Annotated in this window: 16 protein-coding genes; 12 read left to right on the top strand and 4 right to left on the bottom strand. The window is 45.2% G+C overall.

What is annotated here, in order from left to right; translation table 11 throughout:
• Positions 1-89: 89 nt before the first annotated feature.
• The 3 genes from MKS89_RS15785 to MKS89_RS15795 all read right to left on the bottom strand — a co-directional run bounded on the left by MKS89_RS15785 (position 90) and on the right by MKS89_RS15795 (position 4452).
• The gene (locus tag MKS89_RS15785; RefSeq protein ID WP_083571240.1) at positions 90-2114 is read right to left on the bottom strand and encodes a tRNA(Met) cytidine acetyltransferase TmcA; all 2025 of its coding nucleotides are present in this window, start codon (positions 2112-2114) and stop codon (positions 90-92) included.
• A gap of 142 nt (positions 2115-2256) precedes the next feature.
• Entirely contained in the window at positions 2257-3228 is a 972-nt protein-coding gene (locus tag MKS89_RS15790) for a ParB/RepB/Spo0J family partition protein (protein ID WP_072954169.1), read from the bottom strand.
• A 6-nt stretch (positions 3229-3234) separates the two neighbouring features.
• Complete coding sequence (locus MKS89_RS15795) at positions 3235-4452, bottom strand: AAA family ATPase (RefSeq protein WP_072954172.1); 1218 nt, start codon at positions 4450-4452, stop codon at positions 3235-3237.
• Positions 4453-5939: 1487 nt separating this feature from the next.
• On the opposite strand from MKS89_RS15795, the gene MKS89_RS15800 reads away from it, so the two are divergent.
• From MKS89_RS15800 to glgB, 12 genes are all read left to right on the top strand, one after another.
• Complete coding sequence (locus MKS89_RS15800; protein ID WP_072954175.1) at positions 5940-7916, top strand: replication initiator protein RctB domain-containing protein; 1977 nt, start codon at positions 5940-5942, stop codon at positions 7914-7916.
• Between the two features lie 560 nt (positions 7917-8476).
• The gene (locus MKS89_RS15805) at positions 8477-8674 is read left to right on the top strand and encodes a PA3496 family putative envelope integrity protein (protein ID WP_072954178.1); all 198 of its coding nucleotides are present in this window, start codon (positions 8477-8479) and stop codon (positions 8672-8674) included.
• A 140-nt stretch (positions 8675-8814) separates the two neighbouring features.
• On the top strand, positions 8815-9024 hold the full coding sequence (locus MKS89_RS15810; protein ID WP_059122793.1) for a DUF3283 family protein: 210 nt from the start codon (positions 8815-8817) through the stop codon (positions 9022-9024).
• An 86-nt stretch (positions 9025-9110) separates the two neighbouring features.
• Positions 9111-9830, top strand: a complete 720-nt coding sequence (locus tag MKS89_RS15815) for a YebC/PmpR family DNA-binding transcriptional regulator (protein WP_072954181.1) — start codon at positions 9111-9113, stop codon at positions 9828-9830.
• 585 nt (positions 9831-10415) lie between these two features.
• On the top strand, positions 10416-11351 hold the full coding sequence (cyoA, locus tag MKS89_RS15820) for a ubiquinol oxidase subunit II (protein ID WP_072954183.1): 936 nt from the start codon (positions 10416-10418) through the stop codon (positions 11349-11351).
• Positions 11352-11358: 7 nt separating this feature from the next.
• On the top strand, positions 11359-13383 hold the full coding sequence (gene cyoB, locus MKS89_RS15825) for a cytochrome o ubiquinol oxidase subunit I (RefSeq protein ID WP_072955045.1): 2025 nt from the start codon (positions 11359-11361) through the stop codon (positions 13381-13383).
• Positions 13373-13978, top strand: a complete 606-nt coding sequence (cyoC, locus tag MKS89_RS15830; protein ID WP_072954185.1) for a cytochrome o ubiquinol oxidase subunit III — start codon at positions 13373-13375, stop codon at positions 13976-13978. Before cyoB ends, cyoC begins: the two co-directional genes overlap by 11 nt.
• Positions 13975-14289, top strand: a complete 315-nt coding sequence (cyoD, locus tag MKS89_RS15835) for a cytochrome o ubiquinol oxidase subunit IV (protein WP_038184500.1) — start codon at positions 13975-13977, stop codon at positions 14287-14289. The genes cyoC and cyoD overlap by 4 nt, the downstream gene beginning before the upstream one ends.
• Before the next feature lie 10 nt (positions 14290-14299).
• A complete protein-coding gene (gene cyoE, locus MKS89_RS15840; protein WP_072954188.1) occupies positions 14300-15166 on the top strand; it encodes a heme o synthase in 867 nt (288 codons plus the stop codon).
• 527 nt (positions 15167-15693) lie between these two features.
• Entirely contained in the window at positions 15694-18147 is a 2454-nt protein-coding gene (locus tag MKS89_RS15845) for a glycogen/starch/alpha-glucan phosphorylase (protein WP_072954190.1), read from the top strand.
• A 102-nt stretch (positions 18148-18249) separates the two neighbouring features.
• The gene (gene malQ / locus MKS89_RS15850) at positions 18250-20421 is read left to right on the top strand and encodes a 4-alpha-glucanotransferase (protein WP_373636470.1); all 2172 of its coding nucleotides are present in this window, start codon (positions 18250-18252) and stop codon (positions 20419-20421) included.
• A gap of 208 nt (positions 20422-20629) precedes the next feature.
• Complete coding sequence (gene glgB / locus MKS89_RS15855; RefSeq protein WP_373636466.1) at positions 20630-22801, top strand: 1,4-alpha-glucan branching protein GlgB; 2172 nt, start codon at positions 20630-20632, stop codon at positions 22799-22801.
• Positions 22802-22925: 124 nt separating this feature from the next.
• Here glgB and MKS89_RS15860 read toward each other — a convergent pair whose 3' ends face one another.
• Complete coding sequence (locus MKS89_RS15860) at positions 22926-25763, bottom strand: FAD-binding and (Fe-S)-binding domain-containing protein (protein ID WP_072954196.1); 2838 nt, start codon at positions 25761-25763, stop codon at positions 22926-22928.
• Positions 25764-25994 lie beyond the last annotated feature (231 nt).

Here is a 25994-nt window from a genome sequence, read left to right on the forward strand (position 1 = left end):
AGCGCTATTGAAAATTCAGTGCTGGGTCACCAACTTAGCAGATTTACACTGTAAATAGGCAAATTTGGTTGATGGACTATAACTCAAATTTACACTGTAAACTCGCGAGTGATAATAGATGAAAGATTATCTCGGATTATCTGCTCAATTTGTTTCCTGCCAGTGACAGAGGAATGAGCAACTATCGTTGACCACGCCTGATTCTGTAATACTTTCTCTATCAATAAGTCGTCAAGCATGTCGACATACTCAGGCGAAAGGGCTGACATATAGAGAGATATCCATACAGCGACACTCTCATAGTTGGAACCGCCTTGAGCATAATTTCGAATCAATGCGACGGGTATATCGACTATCGGTAAATTGACGCTCATCTTTAACAATTGCCGGACGACATCAGGTTCTAATCGAGTCAGCTCTGTTTTTAAGGCATGTAAGAAATAGTATGAAAATTGTTTTCTCGCAGACTCAAACCACGAATACGAATTATGGTAAATCATCACGATGGAATAACAGCCACTCGCTTGATCTCTACGCGAACCAATCTTCACTGGATGAAAACCATTTTTTCCCCAAAACTGCAGAAGCGCTGAAGTCGCACCAAAGCTGGTAGCGATATAGTCAGTCGGGCATTGACGAGTTAATTCAGAAAGTAGTGCAGCGCCATATCCTCGACCTTGCCAAGCAGGATGAATCGCAATACGCATCACTCGACAACAAGTCAAACCAGCCGCATCCGATAATCCGAGTTGGTTCACCAAAGATGTCGGTACAAGATGTCCTTTAGGACGATGCTGACCGCGTTGAATTCTTTCAACTGCATCTGGCGATAACGGACCTTCCTGTATTGCAAGAATGCATCCCACAAGATGATGCGCTCTTTGCGCAATAAAGACTGTGATATTCGAATCAGAAAGAATACCCATTAAATCATTCGGTGTAGTTTGATAGTGGGCATTGATGAGTAAAGAAAAGAGATTGGCGAACAACGCTGGCTCATTCAGCAACTCGTCACGCGTAAGGTGACGATACTGAACTGGGCCATCGGAGACATCCTCGATGGCGGGTAACTCAGCATCAAGCAAAAAAGTCTGATATTGCCACTTCTCAAGTGGATCGCCTTCAGCCCAGCGGATCGGTGTTGATAAGGTCTGATGTATTAAACCGGGTCGATTGTGTTTTAACCACGGTAAAAATTTAAGCGTGAACCCTCTGCCACATCCTTCATAACCATGAATCGTGGTCGAAAAAACGAGACGATGATAGTGATGGGTTAAAGAAGTAAGCATCGATATCGGCATTGCAGCGGCTTCATCAATCAAGAGTAGGTCACAGCCCGGACGTTCATAAATGAGTTCATCCGGGGCGATGAACTGAAGTTTGGCTTGCTGATAAATAAATGCCTTCCCCTGTATTTGTCCTTCTGGCAGCATTCGTTGAAGATGGCTGAAGATCGGGTCAACCGACGAAAAGGCAGGAGCAGTAACAATGATTTGAATGGATGAACGACGCTTCATTAAAACGGATGCTGCAATGCCCAGTGCACTGCTTTTCCCCCGCCCACGATCCGCAGTCAATACGAAGGGGCGTTTACGGTGCCCTTCGACGACATGAACAATTGACTCAATCGCTTGTTCCTGTTGCTCAAACCACTCAACTCGCGTCGATGGTTGCGGTGGAAAATCGATTTTAACAGACGGCTGTAACTCATCCACCAATATCAGTTTATCCAAGGCACGTCGTAACCACTGTTGGGCCGGATTTAAATTTTCAGCCCACTCAGGGGCATCAACAACGACTAAAATCCCGCCACCTTGTAGCGTTCCAAGCGCGGCATTAAAACTGTCGGCATCAAACCCAATCGATAAATCAACCAATAACAGCCCACATTCCTGACCCAGTAAGCGCCGACCGGACTTAACATCAAACCAGTCATATCTTTCTCTGGAATGGCCGCCAAGCTGTATATGCCGACCACCAAAATGGTCTTTTAATTGCAATAGTCGGGCTTCAGTCCATTCTGGCGCCCCTCTCAACACAATACCGGCACGGCAGAACGTTTGTGTCAAATAAGACCGTAATGGAGAAAGAACCTCAGAAAAAGCACACATCATCGCAAAGCCATAAAAACAGAAGTATTGGTATCACATCATACAAATCATCTGAGGAAAGGGAAGTGTTTCTCATGAGGAATTCAGGATTCAAAAAAGCCCGGTGAATCACCGGGCTTTTTTATTTCAAGCATAAATCGAGACGTTAGTTCATCTTACTCTGGATAAATTCAAATAATTCATCCATGAGCTGATCATCAACCCGCTTTAGATTCAGCACTAACTGGCTACCTTTGCGAGTATAACTTGCGCGCCCTTTGACTAACTCAATTTTATGAGAGGCAGCTTTCTGCTTCGGTGCCAGAGAAGCCATCCACTGTTCCAGTGTTTCCGTCACTTCTTTGGTCAATCGAGCAACACCTTGAACCTCACTTTTTTGCCAGACAAATTCCCCATCGGCACGGCATTTATCTAAGAGTTGCGCCCGCTGTTCCTCATCTAACACACTATATTGTTTATGAAGTTTTACGATCGTCGGGCGACCAAGCTCAACAACATTCGGGTAAGCCTGAAGTAACTCAAGCGGCAAAGCGGCAGCTTTCAAAGCACCACTCACGAGCGCTTCACTACATTGAAACATCTTCGCTAAAGCTTTTTGATCATCCGCCTCACCACTATCCAGTTTCGCCTGCATCTCTTTACCTTTTTCGTAAAGAGATAACGGCTTGTGCGCGTTCGCCACGTCAGACAAGAATTTGGCATGATCTTCATTGATTCCGGCCGCCACATAAACGAGGAAGTCCTGCTTTGCCAGGAGACATGCCATACGACGTCGGCTACCATCGAGCACTTCAATCATACCGTCAGTTGAACGTCGTCCAACGGCTGGATACTGTTGCCCCCGGTCTTGCAGTGTACTCAAAATATCAGACAATGCATGTTCATTCAGAAACGACTGTTCACGGGCATTCCGTTCAAAAACGGTCGTTTGGGTCGCAATACGATCTGCTGGTATACGCTGTAATTCAAAGGTGACTAAATCTTTGCCAGCCACAGCCAATTCGATGACATGTGCTTTTTCTTTTGCAGCGTTTTGCGCCTCTTGTGGGGTTGTTGCCCGGCGCTTATCGGCTTTACCAAACAGTTTTGCGTTTAATTCTGATGTTTTCATTGCCATATTCTCTTACCCCTGATTCAACGATGGCCAATGTGTATGTAGCACTCTCTCAAGCTCTAATGCACTTTTTTGAACAGCATCTTGCGCTGTCGCCAGTGTTTTCTTCCCTCCTTCAAAATCACCGGAAGTTAAATCAAACACCGTGCTATAGGTATCAGCGCAGGTTTCAAATGCCCGACTCCGTGGTATCGTTGCCATCATCACCTGCTCTCCGAGCAGATAATTCATCTCCGTCAAAACAGAAACTTGCTTCTTATTATCATCCTCGAACATCGTCGGTACCAAACGAACAAACTCAAGTCCCTTCCAATCTTCAGGAAACATTTCATAAACGGTTGGTAAATGCTGGAAAAAGTTAACCGTTGATGCCCAATCCAGACGTTTTGCTGCACATGGTATCAAAAGCGCATTAGACGCATACATCGCATTCCAGACTAAAGGATCAACATGCGGTCCCGTATCGATGACAATAATATCAAAATCATCAGCAATTTTATCAATCAACTTTTCTTTCAAGAGACGGACAATGTCCAGTGACTGGTTTTGTGATAAATATTGCCATGCCTCAGCATTAAACATCGCATCTTCAGGAAAAGCAGAAATGGTTTTCAAGTTCGGGTACTGGGTCGACATCAATACATTCTTATTCAAAAAAGAACGATCCACCGTCGTATTCTCCGGCACATTGTCCAGCATGATATCCACCGCAGAGAAAATACTTTCATTTTCTTCTGTACTGATCTGAGGATTCAAAAATAGCCGTAATGAGCCTTGAGGATCTAGATCGATTAAGCAAATACGATATCTTTTATCCAAATTTAAGGCCAAGCAGGCAGACAGATGAACTGCGGTCATCGATTTTCCCGTACCACCTTTTTGATTCTGAACATTAATAATCCAAGGCTTATTCTCATTATTCTTTTTACGTTGATGGAAAGTAGACACGCCGGCCGCATCCATCAACATATGCGCTTCAGCAAGAGAGATAGAATAATGATTGGCATTATTTTTCGTAAACTGATGCCCCTCAGCTTCCATTTTTGCAATAGCTTCATCCAGTTTTCGGCGCGTGAGACCGGAACGTGTTTCCATCAATGCCTTAGACATTGGGGGAAAGTGATCGTCTTTACGTTCTTCAAGAACGATTTCAATCCGATCCGCCTGAACTTGTTTGGTTTGTTCAGCGAGTTGGTAGAGATTATCTATGGTTTGTTCTCTCTTCATTGCCAATATCCGTAATGAGTGACATGATGCTATTGTACAGCAATTTTATTTGTTGACAATAAAAAGGTGTACGGTCAATTTTAGATTAATATCACAGTTAAGTGTCCACTAAGAGACGATTTAATGAAAAAAATGAAATTTTACATCAAAAAATTGATTCAGCTCTACCTTAAAAACAACATTTCATAAAAGTGTTACATTGTCACATTTTACAATGTAAATTTCATTTTCCCCATCAGACGAACTGCTTCCTTTATAACTAGAATCATATTTCATGGTGATGAGGTTCTGTCGATACTAAAACCATAGGTCGTAATACACCTCCTCGATGACCATAAATGACGATACCGGAACGATTGAAAGAAGCGTGATACTTACGGTGATTGCGATTTCAACTGCATACGATATTTCCAAAACCGCTATTATCAGCGTTGATCGCGAACATGTTTTACACTTCTTTTCTCTAAGACGCTGAAAATCCGAACATCTTACCAGTCAAACGCCTTAAAAAAAGGGGCTCGTTCGTCTACAATGGATCTTATTCTGTCAAAAAAAATCTCAGAAATGCCAGAATAAAGAAAAATATCAGTCGTGAATCGTCATTCAATCAAGTCAATCACACATATGGATAATAAAACGAGAAGCAACCGACCGGAAGAATGATCATGGCATGACCCCTTGATCATTTTTCCAAGAGTCAAAGAAGAAATAGAAGCATGATCAAGGGATATGAACAATGTAAATTCAGTGAATTCATTCATGATCTTATGATCAAATATTCGGAACAATGATCAAGATGAATTTATCTCGGAAGCATGAGTTTTCTTGCTATAACTACGGGAGGTGTCAATTCAACAGGGGGATAGGTCGTATTTATCTGGATTTGTCGCTAAATTGAAATGACAGACATCCCGGAAAGTAGGGCATCACCACCCTTGATCATGCTTACGTAACGACAGAGCGTGATATATATCGAGTTCTCTCCCAAAAAAATGTGTTTTTCGATGATCAAAAGTCTGCAAAATCGTTAGGAATGGAAAGTGAGAAACCAGATACCTTGATCATGCTTACGGTGTTGTCCAGAATTGAAGCAAAATGCCATCTGATTAATAATCACCAACAGACCAAGGATGTGGATAAGTTGTGAGTCCATCTTGATCATGCTTCAAAAAAGACAATGATCATGATTCCGAAATACAAATGATCATGCTTCAGCCAATTAATGATCATGCTTTCAATATCTTATTGATCATCGTTCCTGACCAACCATGATCATGCTTTCAGCAGCTCAATAAAAATATTGTTTTATAACAGATAATTACGAGCATTTTCTTGCCCAGATCATAAGATCATATAAACATATTAGATCATTAATAATCATAAAGATCAGTTTTTAAGAGCCATAATTTTTTTCTTTATTTATAGAATCTTTTTCTATAAGCTCGGAAAAATATCAATATTACATCAAATGTGATATGGACAGGAATATGAGCACCCACGAAAAAATATTAATTAAAGCTCCCAGAAATCATAAAGATGGACATCTATTTCAAGTATCAGAATCATCGATCAATTGGATAGAACAGTATCAGCACTTTAAAGGGGTAACCAGAAGCATCATTGAACTACTAAATTTAGTTTCTTTAAAAGGCATGAGTAGTAAAGATGGTTTAGTTTCAACAACAGAGCTGATTGAGGCCGCAGATGGACAGTTGACCAGAGCCGCAATTCAACAGCGGTTACGTGCAGCTGTCAGTGTTGGTCTCTTCGAACAAATTCCTGTCCGGTTCGAGGAAGGTCTTGCGGGCAAAACAATGCTGCATAAATTTATTAACCCCAGTCAGTTGATCTCATCATTGGGAGCCACCAGCCTGATTACCGAATCGGTAAAACAGTCAGAGAAACAAAAACGTTCAAAAGCGCTGGCACAAACACAAGTTAATCAACGCCTGTTAAATGAATATGGGTTAAATACCCCCCCTGCAATCAAAGATGAAGCCGATCAATTTGTGGTTTCACCAACCAATTGGGCTGGGATTATTGACCAGGCATTAGCACCGCCAAGAACACGTAAAAATTACCAGAAGTCAATGGTTTCAATTTCTGGGACTCGTGCTGTGATCGAAACAAGATCATCCAAAAATATTATGACGGTTGATGATCTGATGACACTGTTTGCCCTGTTTACATTAACCGTTCAATACCATGATCATCAGCGTGAAGAATATCATTTGAACGCGAAACAGATTCCGAATAAGACACCACTGTATATCACGGATATCTTGTCACTTCGGGGCAAGAAGGATAGCGGGCCGGCGAGAGACTCAATCCGAGACAGTATTGATCGCATTGAATTTACTGATTTTCAGCTCCATGAACTCACCGGGCGTTGGCTCAGTGAAAATATGCCGGAAGGATTTAAAAGTGATCGTTTCCGCTTTCTGGCCCGAACGATCACGGCTTCAGAAGAAGCTCCGGTTGAAGGGGCTGATGGTGAGATTAAGATCAAACCCAATCTCTATATCCTGGTTTGGGAACCTTCATTTTATGAAGAACTGCTGACGCGGGACTACTTTTTCCTGTTTCCACCAGAAATTCTGAAACAGCATACGCTGGTATTCCAACTTTATTCTTATTTTCGGAGCCGGATGTCTCGTCGACATCATGAAACCATGCTGTTGTCTGAACTGAATCAGAAATTAGCCCGTAATATCGAATGGCGACGCTTTTCGATGGATCTAATCCGTGAGTTACGGCGTTTATCCGAAGGGAAAGGGGATGATGATCTATTTGTCGTCAATCTATGGGGATATCACCTTTCTGTCCGATCAATCTATGCCAAGGGTAAACTTTCGGATTATGAAGTAGACATTAAATGCGATGTTGAAGAAGTGTTGCGTTTCTCCAGAGCGAGAACAACCAATGCCGGCAAACGCAACATGGCGCCAACTTTACCGAATCCACTTCGCCATGAGATGGTCTCTAAGCAAAAACTGGAAGAGCTTGCTTCAATTATTGATGGTGAGTTTGAACCCATCCAACGTAAAGCGCCATCTCCCAGAGGCAATTTAGGCCGCCGGGTCAAATTACGTAAACATCTGGTAGAGATCAATGCTGATGAAATTACGATAACCTTATCAAAATATACCTCACAGGAGGCGCTGGAACGCAGCATAAGCGCTTTATCTGCGATGACCGGACACTCCCCATCATTAATCCGAGAAGAGTGTCAGGAGTTGATTGATAAGCTCGATTGGCTAAAGGTTGGCGATACAGTGCTCCCTTACGAAATCCTGAGCAAGACGATTGAGCTGTATAATTCCCGTAGTCGTAATAAACATTTGTCAATTGAACGATTAATCTCAGGATTGGCGGTGCGGCGCAAAGTGTGTAAACAGATTAGTGAAGGGCATTTGGACGAGTCGGTGTTTTTAGTGCTTGATGAAGTGGCGATTGGTATCTGAGCAACTTAAAGGCAGGCGAACGGTAAATGGAACGAAGGCGACAAACCCTGATTGTCTTTACATAGCTCTGACATCTTCCTGACAGAAGCGAGTGTTGAGACCGCTATTCTCTACTTCGAAAGACAACCGATATCCTACCGATGTCATTGGTTAGGTTCACGTTGTTATATTCATACTTAGCATTTTCGCGAGCACCCCATGCTCGCTTTTTTTTTGCCTGTCAGAAAATGAGCGTATTCACTATCAACTCGGTCATCAAATCAATTGAATATGACGAATCACTTCATGAATACAATCACATCCTTGATCATTGTTCCGCATATGATGTGGATCAGGAAAATTATTGAGGAAAGTCGGGGGAAATGGTTAAGCAAAAGATCGAGAGTAATCCTTCAAAAGTACCGTGCTGTTCGAGTAGACGCAAAATTTTATTTTTACATCTGTCAATATTTTTACAGAACTATAGCCATTATCACAATCTTAGATAATTTTGCTTAACAAGGTTTTTCAGCTTCGCTATAGAATACGTGTCCCTAACATGGTTTGTCCGGAGGTGATTTATGTCTATCAATTCAATCGACCATGATGAAATGACGAACATCGCAAATAAATGGGACTTCACGGACGAAGTTGAATTGCAACAACCTACGAAAACCCTCAAGTCAGCCGAAGCCCGACGCCGGATTGAAGTGATGAGAGAAATTCGTGAAAGTGGTTTAACGCTTGAAGAAGCTAGGGAACTTGGCTTACTTCATTAAGTTTTATATTGGATAAAAAAGGGCAGCTTCGCTGCCCTTTTTTTCTGAATGAGAGCGACTAGTGAACCCTCAGTTAGCGCTTAATTTTCTTGATTCCTGTGGTATATTGCATGACTTGTTTATAAATGGCGGGTGATTTCATGTCTTTTAATCTTGCAGAATTGAGTGCTGAAGAGAAGAATCGGATCGAGTTGGATAAGCAGGCTGCCTTTTTAGTCTGGAAACTGAAACAGGGAAAGGCAGGGCCTGAAGTCTTCACTCAGCATCAGGAAACGTTGCGAACAACCGATGAACAGACATGCTTTCAACAATCAGTGGATAAATATAAAAGGGTCATGGGCGTGATGTAAGCCGCTCCCTGAACTGGCAGAAATTGAAATGGTTCTGTGTTTTTTCTACAATCCGTCACGTTCAATTAATGAGAGAGAATATCCCGATGGGAAGAAGTTTTGAAGTGCGTAAAGCTTCCATGGCGAAGACTCAAGGCGCAAAGATTAAAGTTTATTCCAAATACGGCAAAGAGATTTATGTGTGTGCAAAAAATGGGGGGGCCGATCCGGAAACCAACCTTTCTTTGCGACACTTGATCACTAAAGCGAAGAAAGATCAGGTTCCCGGACATGTGATCGACAAAGCGCTGGACAAAGCCTCGGGAGGATCGGGTGAAGATTACCAGCCAGCTCGTTATGAAGGGTTTGGCCCCGGTGGTGTGAGTGTGATAGTCGACTGTTTAACGGATAACGGCAATCGAACTTATCAGGATGTCCGGCAGTGCTTTGTGAAAACGGGGGCAAAAATTGGCAGCCCGGGGACTGTTGCGCATATGTTCGATCATCAAGCCGTATTCCAGTTTCAGGGTGATGATGAAGAAATGGTGTTAGAAGCATTAGTCATGGCTGATGTTGATGTAACCGATATTGAACTGGAAGATGGTGTGATGACTGTATTTGCACCCCACACAGAATTCTTCAAAGCGAAGACTGCGCTGACTGAGGCTTTCCCTGACGTCACTTTGGATGTGGAAGAAATTACGTTCGTGCCACAAAACCGGACTGAAATTGCCGGAGAAGATGCTGAGAAATTCCAGAAGTTTCTTGATCTGTTGGATGATAGCGATGACGTACAACAGGTTTATCATAATGCGGAGATTGAGTAGCCGCTCATTCTCGCTTTCATGACAAACGGATTGCAAAACGCCCCTTGTATAACTCGGGGCGTTTTTTTATGTCTTTCGGATTCGATTGGCATCACAAATCATGATTTTTCATTCGCTCAGTATTCATCGATTTATAAAAGAAGTTGCATTGTGTTCCGTGATAGAGCTCATAAATTATAACGAAAAAAAGAAACACTGTTGGGAATGTCTGGCAGAAAGTGAAATCTATTCTAAAAAGTATATAGATAACAAGAAATTATGTATTCAATTTCGTAGATGCGGTGGATTCACTTTTTCTGGACGTCAGATTTGCGTAACTTAAGATTGCACTTTAATATAGTGCCCCTCGACGTATTGTTACTATGATGTGTCGGATGTAACAAAGTGTTATTTCTTGTAACAAATATATTTATCATCTCGATGAGCTGGATGTGAAATATCACAATTTCGTAGAGTTGAAATAATTTGTATCAGGTAAGGATAATTTGTTGCAGATTCAAATACTCTTATTAAAAACAACTGCGGAGTCTTGATAAGGAAATGTCGGTTATCAGGGTCTCTGCCAAAAAGAGAAAGTATAAGTAAATGGAAGCCTCACGATATAAAAGCATCATATCGAGACTCGGACTGTTACTCACAGTGCTGATGCTCTCAGGGTGTAAGTTTGCGCTACTTGATCCCAAAGGAGAGGTGGGTGTTCAGGTAAAAGAGTTGATCATTACAGCTCTGTTCCTGATGTTGATCGTTGTTATCCCTGTGATACTGATGACGATCTACTTCTCATATAAATATCGATCAAGTAATTCGAACGCAGAGTACACACCAGAATGGTCCCATTCAACAAAGATTGAGTTTGTTGTTTGGACGATCCCAATCATTATTATCGTCATTTTGGCGACAATCACTTGGCGTTCAACGCACCATCTTGAACCTTCTCGGCCTTTAGCAAGTGATGTGAAGCCGATGACAATTGAAGTGGTGTCGCTTGACTGGAAATGGCTGTTCATTTATCCGGAACAGAAAATTGCAACGGTGAATTATGTTGCATTTCCAAAAGATGTTCCGGTGAAGTTCAAGCTGACTTCAGATAACATTATGAACTCTTTCTTTATCCCTCGATTGGGCAGCCAACTCTATGCGATGCCCGGTATGGTGACTCGTCTGCATTTGATTGCCAATCATGCTGGGGATTATAAAGGTATTGCTGCAAGCTTTAGTGGTGACGGATTCTCACATATGAAATTCACCGCGACGGCAACACCGGACATGGCCAGCTTCGAACAATGGGTTGAGAAAGTGAAGTCTTCTCAACAGCAGATTCATGATTTCGCCGATTATCGTGCCTTAGCGAAGCCAAGCATCGATGTTCCCGTCACTTATTATTCTCATATTCCAGATGGCCTATTCAACGATGTGGTAACCCAGTTCCCTGGTAGTATGAATATGCATATGGGAGATGGACTGGATATGGATATGGATAAACCAATGAGTCATCATTCGATGGCTGAGCATGAAGGGTGATGAGATTATGTTTGGAAGATTAACACTGGACTCCATTCCATACCATGAGCCCATTATCATGATTACCCTCTCGGTAATTGCGGTTGTCGGTTTGGCCGTCGTGATTTGGGTAACGCGGCTTGGTAAATGGCAGTATCTATGGAATGAATGGTTTACTTCGGTAGACCACAAAAAATTAGGCTTTATGTACATTGCGGTCGCATTGGTCATGCTCATCCGTGGCTTTGCCGATGCGGTGATGATGCGAAGTCAGCAAGCGCTTTCTGCTGCTGGTGAAGCCGGTTATCTGCCGCCACATCACTATGACCAGATCTTTACTGCTCACGGTGTCATCATGATTTTCTTTGTGGCAATGCCACTGGTTATCGGTTTGATGAACATTGTTGTGCCGCTACAGATTGGAGCGCGTGATGTTGCTTTCCCGTATCTGAATAACCTGAGCTTTTGGTTGTTTGTTGTGGGTGTGATTTTGACTAACCTGTCCTTGGGTTTGGGTGAATTTGCCCGTACCGGTTGGTTGGCTTATCCGCCGCTGTCAGGTATCGGTGCGAGTCCGGGGGTCGGGGTTGACTACTGGATTTGGGCACTACAGATATCGGGTGTCGGGACCACGCTGACCGGGGTGAACTTCTTTGTCACCATTATGCGGATGCGTACACCGGGAATGCCACTGATGAAGATGCCAGTTTTCACTTGGGCTTCATTGTGTGCCAACATTCTGATCATTATTTCATTCCCAATTCTTGCTGTTTCGATCGCACTATTGACGTTAGACCGTTATCTGGGTTTCCACTTCTTCACCAACGATATGGGTGGGAACATGATGATGTATATCAACTTGATCTGGGCATGGGGTCACCCTGAGGTATATATCCTTATTCTGCCTGTTTTCGGTGTGTTCTCTGAAGTGACCGCGACCTTCTCGCGCAAAAAGCTGTTCGGGTATACGTCTCTGGTGTGGGCAACGATTGCCATCACGATTCTGGCCTTTATTGTCTGGCTGCATCACTTCTTCACAATGGGCGCGGGTGCGAATGTAAACGCCTTCTTTGGTATCGCAACCATGATCATATCGATCCCGACAGGGGTGAAGATCTTTAACTGGTTGTTTACGATGTACAAAGGACGCGTTCAGTTTACATCACCGATGATGTGGACAATCGGATTCCTGATTACATTCAGTGTTGGTGGGATGACTGGGGTTCTGATGGCTGTTCCCGGTGCAGATTTCGTGCTACACAACAGTGTATTCTTGGTTGCGCATTTCCATAACGTCATTATCGGTGGTGTGGTCTTCGGCTGCTTTGCTGCAATTACTTACTGGTTCCCGAAAGCAACTGGTTTCACTTTGAATGAAACATGGGGACGCCGTGCCTTTTGGTGTTGGTTGATTGGCTTCCTGATGGCCTTCCTGCCATTGTATGCACTTGGCTTTATGGGGATGACGCGTCGTTTGAGTCAGGATATCAGCTCTGATTACTTCCCACTGCTTGCGACAGCTGCGATTGGGACAGCGATTGTTGCTCTTGGTGTATTGTGTCAGGTGACTCAGATCGTTGTTAGTATCAGAGATCGTGAGCAAAACCGTGATGTCACAGGCGACCCGTGGGATGGCCGGACGCTGGAATGGTCTACTTCTTCTCCACCACCGTTTTATAACTTTGCGGTGATCCCGAAAGGGGATGAGATCGATGCTTTCTGGTATCAGAAACAGAAAGGAGAGCATTCGCTTGATGAAGAAATCGAATATGAACCGATTCATATGCCGAAAAACACCCCGACAGGTATGTATGTCTCTGCATGTTCTCTGGTCTTTGGTTTCGCAATGATCTGGTATATCTGGTGGCTGGCAGCGATTGGCTTTATCGGTATTGTTGTCACGAGTATTTGGCATAGTTTTAACGACGACGTTGATTATTATGTTCAGGTGGATGAAATCAAAGCGATTGAAGATGAGCACCGCGCTCAAGTTGCGAAAGCAAAGGCGGCATCTCAATCGAAAGATGATATGGAGGTGAAGTATGCAGGCTAATTCTGTTGCAGCTCACGCACATGATCACCACCATGATACCGGTGGTAACAAGCTGTTCGGTTTCTGGATTTATCTAATGAGCGACTGTATTTTGTTTGCATCGTTGTTTGCAACTTATGCAGTGCTGTCTAATGCAACCGCTGGTGGTCCCAGTGGTAAAGAAATCTTTGAGTTACCATTTGTTTTTGTCGAAACCATGTTGCTACTGCTAAGTAGTATTACTTTTGGTTTTGGCATGATTGCGATGAAACGCAAACAGATCGGTGCCCTGAAGTTGTGGATGGTGATTACCTTCTTGTTTGGGGTCGGCTTTATCGGGATGGAAATCTATGAATTCCATCATTTGATTGTCGAAGGCTATGGACCTGATCGCAGTGCGTTCCTGTCTGCATTCTTTACGCTGGTTGGAACCCATGGTCTTCACGTGACCTTTGGTTTGATTTGGTTGTTCGTATGTTTCTGGCAATTGAATACCAAAGGGCTGACTGACATGATCGAAACTCGATTTGGCTGTCTAAGCTTGTTCTGGCACTTCCTTGATATCGTCTGGATTTGTGTATTTACATTCGTTTATTTAGTTGGGGTGACATCATGAGTAACCAACACGCTGACTCAGGAGTGAAGGGATATGTGATTGGCTTTGTTGCCTCTCTGATCTTAACGATTATTCCTTTTTACTATGCTGCGACACAAAGCCTATCGACCGGGACGACATTTGCTGTTCTGTTCGGTTGTGCCATTGTTCAGGTGATTGTTCACTTTGTCTACTTCCTGCATATGGAAACCAAGACGAGTGAAGGTCGCTGGAATTTTATTTCACTGGTGTTTTCCGCGATTGTTGTTCTGATCCTGATAGCGGGTTCTATCTGGATTATGTGGAACCTGAACATCAATATGATGATGTAGGCGCAGACTGATGATTAAAGGGTATCTGTCGATCACCAAACCGGGCATTATCGTTGGGAACCTGATTTCTACGGCTGCGGGATTTTTTCTCGCAGCTAAGACTGAATCAGCAACATCAATGTTACTGCTTTGTACGCTGGCCGGTGTAGCTTTGATCATCGCGTCAGGGTGTGTCATCAATAATATTTTTGACCGTGATATTGATAGCAAAATGGCACGTACCAGCCAAAGATTGTTGGTACGTGGTGAGATTAATGTCGATCATGCATTTATCTACGCCATTGTCTTGCTACTTGCCGGAACAGCACTGCTGTACCAACAGACCAACCCACTGACCGCTGTTGTGGTTTTATTGGGTTATGTCTTTTACGTATTCTTTTATACGATGTGGTACAAGCGGATGTCTGTCTACGGCACACTGGTTGGGAGTATTTCTGGCGCAGTGCCACCATTGGCTGGTTATCTGGCAGTCGCCAATTACATCAGTCTCGAAGGTGTTTTGCTGTTTAGCTTATTCTGCCTATGGCAAATGCCGCACTCTTATGCGATTGCGATGTTCAGGCTTCAGGACTACCGTCAGGCGGGGATTCCGGTACTGCCGGTGGTTGCAGGGATCGATAAAGCTCGCAAACATATGATGGCTTATGTGGTTGCCTTCAATGTGGTGGCGTTGGGGTTATACCTCGTCGGCAATACAAGTTACGAATACTTGGTCGTTGCTTCGGTTGTTTGCTTTATGTGGACCCGAGTGACGTTCCGTCGCATGACGTCGGATAACTTCGAAGCATGGTCAAAAACGGTGTTCAAGCACTCGTTGATTGTGGTGATGAGCTTCAGTGCCGTCCTCGGTATTGAACTGATTCCACTGAGTTTCTGAGTCGCATAGATCGTCATATAAGCATTGTAAAGGCATCATTTGATGCCTTTATTTTTATCACCTTCAATCACACATCTGTGAATTTTCTTGTCTATATGCTTTTCTGAATAGAACGCAACTGATTGTAAGTGTTTACTTACATTCTGATATTGTAACTTTGGAAGCCGTTGACTAAGTCTGGTTAAGACGAAAAATTGAGAAAAAAATATTATATCACTGGCACTTTGATTAGATATTATGTTATCAATATGTGATATTTGTCACTTTTTGTAGACTTTATTGACTGGAAAAGACACAAGGAGTTCAATTTTACGACTAAGGTTACTATCTAAAGGTATTGTGAATCATGCCCAACACAGAAGTTGACATGCATCACATTTCAACATGGTAAGGCTGCTGTATACCATATGATTTTTATGACTGAACGGAAGTGACTGCAACAGTCTCTTCATATCTGACATATCTTCGTTCCTAGACTGGCGGAGGCGGATTTCAGTCAGCTCGTTACCTGTTTGGGAGGGGTTACGATGAAAGCAGTATTGCAGAAGTCGTTTGATAAGACGTTATTTCTGGAGAATGTTAAGCGTCATCTGACATCAACTTACGCGACAACCGTCGAAAATGCGACTAAGCGCTCTTGGTATTTGGCCATGTCCCGCGCGTTAGCAGAACTCACCACATTTGACCTATTGGAAACTGAGCAGGATGAGCGGATTCTGAATGCGAAAAGTGTCAATTATCTTTCTCTGGAATTTCTGGTTGGCCGTTTGACCGGTAATAACTTACTCAATATGGGCGTTTATGAAGCTATTGCTGACGCCGTGGCTGATCTGGGGCTTGATTTAACCGACCTGCTTGAAGAAGAACGAGATCCGTCGTTGGGGAACGGTGGTTTAGGACGTTTGGCTGCTTGTTTTATGGATTCACTGGCGGCACAGGAATTTCCGACAGTCGGTTATGGACTGCATTATGAATATGGTTTGTTCAAACAGTCGTTCGAAGAGTGCCACCAGAAAGAAGCTCCGGATGCCTGGTGTGGGATTGAAGGATATCCGTGGGAAGTTGCACGACCAGAACTGGCACAGGAAATCGGTTTCTACGGTTATGTCACCACCGAAACGGTTGACGGGCAGGAAAAACGCAAATGGGTTCCGGGCATGACGGTTAAGGGGATGCCATGGGATATTCCGGTGGTCGGATATAAAAGTGAGACGGTGTATCCGCTGCGTTTATGGGAATGTCGGGCGATTGCACCATTTTCTTTAGAAAGCTTTAACAACGGCAACTACTTTGAGGCACAGCACGGTTTGATTGATGCCGGCAACATTACCAAAGTGCTCTATCCGAATGATAACCATGAAAAAGGGAAGACACTGCGTTTGATGCAGCAGTATTTTCACAGTGCTGCTTCTGTCCGGGATATTCTTCGCCGTCATCAGGCGGCAGGACATCAACTGGCAGAGTTGCCCCAGTATGAAACAATTCAGCTCAATGACACCCACCCAGCTATTGCCATTCCTGAACTGATGCGGATTTTCGTCGATGAACAAAACATGTCTTGGGAAGATGCATGGGGCATTTGTCGCCAGACATTTGCCTATACCAATCACACTTTGTTGCCTGAAGCGTTGGAGACATGGGATGAGGTGTTGATTCAGCGTCTGTTACCGCGCCATATGGAAATCATCTATGAAATCAATCACCGCTTTTTACAGGAAGTTCGGGGAAAATGGCCCGGAGATGGTGATAAGCAGCAAAAGCTTTCGATTATTCAGGAAGGCTTTCACCGGATGGTGAGAATGGCAAACCTTTCTGTTGTCGGATCCTATGCGGTCAATGGCGTTGCCGCACTCCACTCTGCGTTGGTGAAACAAGACCTATTTCCCGAATTTAATGAACTGTATCCGAATCGGCTGAAGAATGTCACCAATGGCATCACCCCCCGGCGCTGGTTGCAGTATTGTAATCCGGGATTATCCCATCTCATTACCGAAAAAATAGGGGATCACTGGCCAGTTGCGCTGGATGAGCTCGCACAACTCACTCAATGGGCTGATGATAGCGAGTTTCAGCAGGCATTTATGGCGGTCAAAAAAGACAACAAAGTCCGTCTGGCTAAGTGGGTCAAAGCCAATATGGACATTGAGCTGAATACCGACGCTATTTTTGATGTGCAGATTAAACGGCTTCATGAATATAAGCGGCAACATTTGAATATGCTGCATATTCTTTCGCTGTATCACCGATTGCTCAATCATCCCGATTTTGACATGGTGCCCCGAGTGTTCATTTTCGCGGCTAAAGCCGCTCCGGGCTATTACCTTGCCAAAGAGATTATCTATGCGATTAATAAGATCGCGGAGAAGATCAACAGTGATGAGCGGGTGAATGACAAATTGAAAATTGTATTCATTCCCGATTATCGGGTCAGTATGGCTGAGATCATCATTCCGGCAGCGGATGTGTCTGAGCAAATATCAACGGCAGGTAAAGAGGCATCCGGGACCGGCAATATGAAAATGGCGCTGAATGGCGCGTTGACGATCGGAACGATGGATGGGGCAAACGTTGAGATTCGGGAAGAAGTTGGTGATGAGAATATCTATATTTTTGGATTAGAAGTCGAGGATATCAATCGTCTCAGAGTTAGCGGATACAACCCATTTGATTATTACAATGCGGATCCGTTACTCAAAGCTTCGCTTGATTTACTGAACGGTGAAGAATTTACTCCCGGAGAACCGAGAAAACTCAGAGCCACCTATGAAAGTCTTTTGGATGGCGGTGATCCTTACTTGGTGCTTGCTGATTTTGCTTCCTATATCGAAGCGCATGGTCAGATTGATGCGCAGTATCGCGATACGGCAGGGTGGGCGAAAAAAGCGATCTTGAATACAGCCTTGGTCGGTAAATTCAGTTCAGATCGAAGTATTCGTGATTATGTCGACCATATATGGAAGCTTAAATCGGTCCCACGCTAAGGTGATGGCGTGGTATGCCGGCGGTGGTTGAGAACGGCTGACCATCGGACGCGAACGGTGACTAGAGTGTCATCACTTCATATCAGGGGAGCACCCATGGAAATTGAACAAGACTGCTTATTGGCGGTCGCCCGTCAAGCCGGGATTGCCGAACGTTATACCAGTAATTTAGGCAAAGAATCGGTTGTCAGTCGTCAGACGCTTGAATACTTACTCAATGCGTTAGGTTACGAGACGCAGTCACAGGAAGCATTACTTCATTCGGCGGAGAGAATTCATAAACAACCGATACTGGAGCCGGTTTTGTTTGGTCAGGCCGATCAAGTCATCGAAGTGCCGTTGCATCTTGGCAGTAGTGCAAGAGAAAGTGATTTTCAGTGGACGCTGGAAACAGAGCAAGGAGAGCGTTACGAAGGTTACCTTCAGTCGCAGATTGTCAGCGATGCGCGTGATGAAGGCGGGCCGTTGGTTTTTTCTTTATCGACCGTGCTTCCCATGGGGTATCACACCTTATTTGTGTTACGCAAAGGGCGTCAGAGCCCTTATCAGGCTCGAATCATTGTGGCTCCCCCTGCGTGTTTCAAACAACCCGCATTACAGCAAGGAAAGAAATTGTGGGGCCCCAGTGTGCAATTGTATACCCTGCGCTCACAGCAGAACTGGGGGATCGGTGATTTCGGTGATTTGAAACGGCTTGTGATCAAAATGGCGGAATTGGGCGCAAATTTTGTCGGCTTAAACCCTATTCATGCTTTGTTCCCGGCTTATCCTGAAAGTGCTAGCCCATACAGTCCTTCTTCTCGTCGTTGGATGAACATTTTATACATTGATGTAAGTGCGATTCCTGAATTGAGCGACTGTCCAGAGGCACAGCAACGGATATCGAGTCCCGATTTCTGCCAACGCCTGAGTGCGGTCAGAGCCAGTGAGTGGGTTCAGTATACCGATGTTACTGCGCTGAAAATGTCCATTCTGCCGCTGCTCTATGCGACCTTCAAACATCAGCATTTGGATTCACTGACTGAACGTGGACAGGCATTTCATGATTTTGTTGAGCAAGGTGGTGAGTCCTTACTATCGCAGGCAGCCTTTGATGCCATTCATGCTGACCTGTGTGAGCAAGATGCCGATATTTGGGGATGGCAGGTTTTCCCCGAGCACTATCGGCATTTTCACTGTGCAGCGGTACAAGATTATCTGCGCGAAAATCAGGAGCGCATCAATTTGTATCTTTACATGCAATGGATCGCTGATGAACAGATTCAGGAAGTCCAACGTGCTGCTGAAGCGCAGGGGATGGTGATTGGACTCTATCGCGATCTTGCGGTTGGTGTTGCTGAATCCGGTGCTGAAGTTTGGGCGGATCAGGGCGATTTATTACTCGATGTCAGTGTTGGTGCGCCACCGGATGAACTGGGACCACTTGGGCAGAACTGGGGCTTGCCCCCACTCAATCCGCTGACGCTTAGACATCAGGCTTATGAACCCTTTATTCAGCTTCTACGTGCCAACATGAAATCTTGTGGCGCCTTGCGGATCGATCATATTCTGGGATTGCTGCGACTTTGGTGGATTCCCCGGGGAGAAAAGGCGACGGAAGGGGCTTATTTTTATTACCGCGTCCATGAACTACTCGCCATTTTAGCACTCGAATCTCACCGCCATCAGTGCAGTATCATTGGTGAGGATTTAGGCACCGTCCCACAAGAAATCGTTGCTCTGTTAGCGGATGCCGGTATTTATTCCTATAAAATTTTCTTTTTTCAAACGGCTGAGGACGGGGGATATTTTTCTCCGGCCCATTATACCGTTCAGTCGATGTCTGTACTATGTACTCATGACATGCCGACGTTACGAGGGTTTTGGCACTGTCTTGATCTAAAAATGGGGCACGACATCGGTCTTTATCCTGATGAGGCGCAATTCAAATTCAGAATGGATGTCCGCTTACATCATAAACAAGCGATTTTGGATTCGATCGCTGGGCATGGTTTGCTGCCTGAAAGTGTCGGACGGGATGCGATGACCGTACCGATGAGTGACGCGCTGTGTGAGGCCATGCATTTACATATGGCTGCCGGTGCATCGGCACTGATGAGTGTTCAACTGGAAGATTGGTTACAAATGGATAACCCCGTCAATATTCCGGGAACGGTTGAGGAATATCCCAATTGGCGACGTAAGCTCAGTCAACCGTTAGAAACATTACTTTCACAGCCCGAGATACAACGGCTGGCAGCACGCATTTCGGCGATGAGAGCACAACAACGGTAGGTTGTGACAGGCGTCATCGATAAATTGAATTGCTGTCACTCAATCATATCGGGTTGTTTTGTACACTGCAGATTAGGTTGTTTTATCAACAGATCGATTTTATCAACAGATTGACCGCGTCAAGATAGGGTATCGGTTTGCTTACGGGTAAACAGACAGGTTCGTTAGGCTAGGAGTAAGGATATTGAAAACCGTTCAGAAGCAGAAGTTGACAAAAAAACAGCAGACTTATCAGAAACTGGTACAGGCTTCATTTGCTGATCCATTTGCCTTTTTAGGGCCATTTATTTCTCCCGAGCAAGGGGTTCTTCGCGTGTGGATGCCCGGTGCGCTCCAAGTTTTTGTGTTACTCGATGAACAAGACCCGATTGAAATGTCGCCGGAAGAGAGTGGTGGTGGTTTTATTCTCCAGTCGGAAACGGGGTTACGTTTGACCCACTACCGTTTGTTGGTGCGCTGGAAAGGGGGAGAGCAGATCCTTGATGATCCGTACCAGTACCATGCAATCTATGCCGAATATGATGATTTACATACTCCAATTGAGATGTATCGACATCTTGGTGCGCAGTTCGTCACGCTGGAACGAGGCGGTAAGCAGATCGAGGGGATTCGCTTTTTAGTTTATGCGCCTCACGCTTCATCTTGTTCTCTGATCGGTAACTTTAACCAGTGGGATGGACGGCGTCATCCGATGCAGCGACTTGATTATGGTATCTGGGGCATCTTTATTCCGGACATGACGGAAGGTACACAATACAAATTTGAGCTCAAAGGTCCGAATGGTGAAGGGTTACCCCATAAAGCCGATCCGTGGGGATTCTACGCTGAACAGTTTCCGTCATTGTCTTCTGTGACTTATGATCATGAGCGTTATGTCTGGCAGGATGAGGCTTGGCAAAACCGACCAATCACGGAAAAACGCAAAGAAGCATTGTCATTTTATGAATTGCATGTCGGTTCATGGAAACTTGGTCCTGATGGGCAATTTCTTAACTATCGGGAGCTGGCTGATCTGTTGGTTCCTTACCTGATTGATATGGGGTATACCCATGTTGAGCTGATGCCGGTGGCCGAGCATCCTTTTTACGGGTCGTGGGGCTATCAGCCGATAGGCTTGTTTGCACCAACCAGTCGTTATGGTTCACCGGATGACTTCAAGTATTTTGTCGAGCAGTGTCATCAAGCGAATATCGGTGTGGTATTGGATTGGGTGCCGGCACACTTCCCGGCTGACGGACATGGTCTGAATAATTTTGACGGGACGCCGCTCTATCACGATCCGGACCCACGTCGTGGCTGGCATCAGGATTGGAATTCTTATATCTATGATATGGGGCGTGAACATGTGCGCCGTTTTCTGGTTTCCAACGCGTTGTACTGGTTTGACCGATTCCACATTGACGGCATTCGGGTTGATGCCGTGGCTTCCATGCTCTATCTCGATTATTCGCGCAGCCATAATCAATGGATTCCGAATATTGATGGGGGACGGGAGAATTATGATGCCATCGCGACATTAAAATGGATGAATGAGGAAGTATATAAACATTTCCCCAATGCCATGACCATTGCTGAAGAATCGACTGCGTTTCCCGGGGTTTCAATGCCGACATTTGTCGGTGGGCTAGGGTTCGGTTTTAAATGGAATATGGGCTGGATGCACGATAGTCTTGAGTATATTCAGCACGACCCGGTACACCGCAAATACCATCATAATGTGGTGACCTTCCCACTGTTGTATGCATTCAGCGAAAACTATATTCTGTCGCTTTCTCACGATGAAGTGGTTTATGGCAAGCGATCCCTGCATAACAAAATGCCGGGGGACGAATGGCAGCAGACCGCCAATCTCAGAGCTTACCTTGGTTATATGTATGGTCAGCCGGGTAAGAAGCTCAACTTTATGGGCACAGAATTCGGGCAAACCGGAGAGTGGCAACATGAAAGCCAGCTCCAATGGTTCTTGTTGGAATATGAACGGCATCAGGGCGTGCTGAAACTGACTCAGGATTTGAACGCCCTATATCGTCAGGAAAAAGCATTATATGAGAGTGACTCTGAGCCGGAAGGATTCGAATGGCGTCTCGCGGATGCTGCAGAGATCAGTATTTTGGCTCATGAACGTATCAGTGAATCCGGTGAACGGATTCTCATCGTCAGTAATTTTACCCCGGTCCCTCATGATGCTTTCCGTTTGGGAATGCCGGTACAGGGGAATTACCGTCTGATTTTGAACTCAGATGATCAGGAATATTGCGGTAGTGGGTACAAGGTAGTCAGTGCTGCGACGACTGAACCGGTGGAGAGTCAGGGATTGACACACTCACTATTGTTACGGATTCCGCCATTGGCGACGGTCTATTATAAATTAGAATCCTAGGGTCATTTGCTTAGGATTCTAAGCGGCATGCCCCGCGCCGCGATCAATACCCGTTCAGATTGAACAAAATTCAACCACGAAAGGTCAACAGCCCGATTTACATTGTAAATCGGGCTGTTGTTTATCAAGCGCTGATCTTATCGGACACTTCATCTACCAGATACAGGATGGATTGATAAGGAATACCGCTGTGGTGTGAAAGACCAATTTCACAGGTCAGGCTATGACTGAAGCCTCGTTTACAATCCGGCGGTATCTGACTTTTCAACGGTTGTAATGCAGCCTGATTCAATTCTGGTGTGGTGAAGCCTTTGTCTCCGGCCCAGCCACAACACTGAATATGTTCCGGGACGATGACCTCACGGGCACAGGCCTGAGCCAATTTTAACATCACATCTTCCAATCCCATTTTTCGGGCACTACAGGTAATGTGGAGCATAATCGTTTCTTCGGTTGGGGTGATGGTCAGCAATTCCAACAGGTAGCGACTGACAAACTCAGCCGGTTCGTAGAGTGGTATCGTTGAACTCAATTCAGTTTTCAGCCGCTGCACACACGGGCTGGTGTCCATCAAAACCGGATAGCGACCCTGTTCAGAGGCATCGAGTAAAGCCAGCTCTAACTGATGAGCTTTGTGTTGGGCGTGTGGTGTCATCCCTTTACTGTCATAGGGCATTCCGCAGCACTGTTCGTTTAAATGATCAGGGATGATAATTTCAAATCCTGCTTTATTCAGTAACCGACGTGTGACCTCCGTGAGAGAGCGTTGATCCTCGCCTTGTGGTGTTGTTCCCATCGCTCGACTGGCACAGGACGGGAAATAGACGACCTTATTGTTCGCTGGCGTGTCACGGTATTTAGCGATGGCATCACGATTTGGTGTCGGGATTTCTGGTAACCACTTGGGTATTGGTACATGGTGACGTAACCGTTGATTCCAGTGCTGCATTCGTTCCGTACCAAGCAGACGTGTTGCCGATGCGTTCAGTTTTAGTCCGGTTCTGGCAAGTTGCGTTGTGGCGGTGAAATGGTTCGCGGTCCACCGGGCAATTGAATCATAGCGGCTGTATTTCTCGGTTCTCAGCTGCTTCACCAAATCACCGGTATTAATGCCAACCGGACAACGCGTCGCACATAAGCCTGTGGCGGCACATGTATCGATTCCCTGATATTCAAAGGCTTGTTCTAGCGCCTGAATGTCGGCGCTGTCTTCAAGCGTTCGGCGGTGCTGCAATTCCCGGTACAGAACAATTCGTTGCCGCGGGGAGAGTGTCAGTGTTCGGGACGGGCAGACTGCCTCGCAAAAACCGCATTCAATACAGCGATCAACCAATGGGTTGGCTGGTGGCATGGGTTTGAGATGTTGGACATGTGCCTGCGGATCGGCATTGAGAACCACTCCGGGGTTCAGCCTGCCGGTGGGGTCAAATAATTTCTTTATCTGTTGCATCAGCGCGTAACCGGATTTTCCCCATTCCAGCTCAACATAGGGTGCCATGTTTCTCCCGGTACCATGTTCTGCTTTCAGTGAACCGCCGTATTTCACCGCGACCAGTTGCGCGACATCATCCATAAACGCGCTATATCGTGCAATTTCTTCCGCTTGGTCAAACCCCTGTGTAAAGACAAAATGTAAATTGCCTTCCAGTGCATGACCGAAAATAATCGCTTCATGATAGTGGTGTTTGTTAAATAGTGTCTGCAAATCACGCACACCTCCGGCCAGATGTTCAATCGGGAAAGCAACATCTTCAATAATGACCGTCGTGCCGGTTTCTCGCACCGCACCAACCGCCGGGAAAAGCCCTTTCCGAATGCCCCATAGCGTTGTGACTGTCTGTTGATCTGAGGTAAATGGCACGGATTCCAGAATCGCATAAGCGGCGAGCTGCTGCATAATCTGTTCACATTGCATCGTAAGCTGTTCTTCATTGTGGCTATGAGACTCAATGAGTAATGCGGTCGCATGTTCATCCAGCGTGGCGATGAAATCCGGCATTCCCGGTTCATCGGCGATAGCCCGGAGTGAGCGGCCATCCATCATTTCCACAGCAGCCACAGGCGTTGTTTTGAGTGTCGTGACGGCCTGACTGGCTTGCTCGATGTCGGGAAAGACCAGCAGCGCTGAAGCTTTAAACGGATGTTCTGCCACGGTGTGGTAGGTGATTTCGGCAATGAATCCCAGTGTTCCCTCGGAACCGATCATCAAATGCTTAATTACGTCAATCGGGTCGGTATAGTCAATCAGCGCATTGAGCGCATAACCGGTGGTATTTTTCAGGCGGTATTTATGTCGAATCAAATCGGTTAGCTGGTGGTTTTGCCGTGTTTGTTCGCAGAGTGTTTGAATCCCGCTGATGAGCGTCGGATTTCGTTGTTTGAACGCTTCAATGCTCTCAGAGTCTGCCGTATTGAGCGTACTCCCGTCAGCAAAAATGATATGGATGTCAGCAATGGTCTGATACGAGTTCTGCGCAGTGCCACAGCACATACCGCTGGCATTGTTGGCTGCGATACCCCCGATCTTACATGCGTTGATTGATGCCGGATCCGGCCCGATTTTTCGTTGGTAGGGGGCCAGATAGCGATTCGCATCCGCACCGATCACGCCGGGTTGTAACTTGATTTTATGGCCCTGTTCTGAAATCTGATAGTTGCGCCAGTCATCGGTTAGGGTAACCAGCACTGAGTCTGAAACCGCCTGTCCGGACAGGCTGGTACCGGCTGCCCGAAATGTCAGATGAATATTGAGTTCATAGCAAATGCGCAGGGTGAATATGACTTCATCGACATCTTTCAGCCGAAGTACAACTTGTGGAATTAAACGATAAAAGCTGGCATCGGTGCCATAAGCTAAGCGTTGTTCCGGCTGCGTGATAATACATTCAGGCGCAAGCCGAGAGGATAAGCGGGTGATGAGATTCTGGTATGGCGCAGAAACTTCCGGGGGCTGACATTGCATGATTTACCTATTTGATTTTTTTTATGATGGGGTTCACGAATTAATATAGCTGTTTTTCGATGCTTTGATATACCGTTTGTTGCACAGTTTGTTTTTCAGGTCAGGGAAATGTTTGATTCCTTACACAATTAGTACGAACTCTTGACCTGAAATTTGAAATCTTTTCCATGTGATTTATTACACTGGCCTCACTGAATTTAATGTGTGAACGCTCAGCCGTTCAAATAGGAG

Origin of the sequence: Vibrio gazogenes (genome assembly GCF_023920225.1) — a bacterium.
In the GTDB taxonomy this organism is placed as follows: Bacteria; Pseudomonadota; Gammaproteobacteria; order Enterobacterales; family Vibrionaceae; genus Vibrio; species Vibrio gazogenes.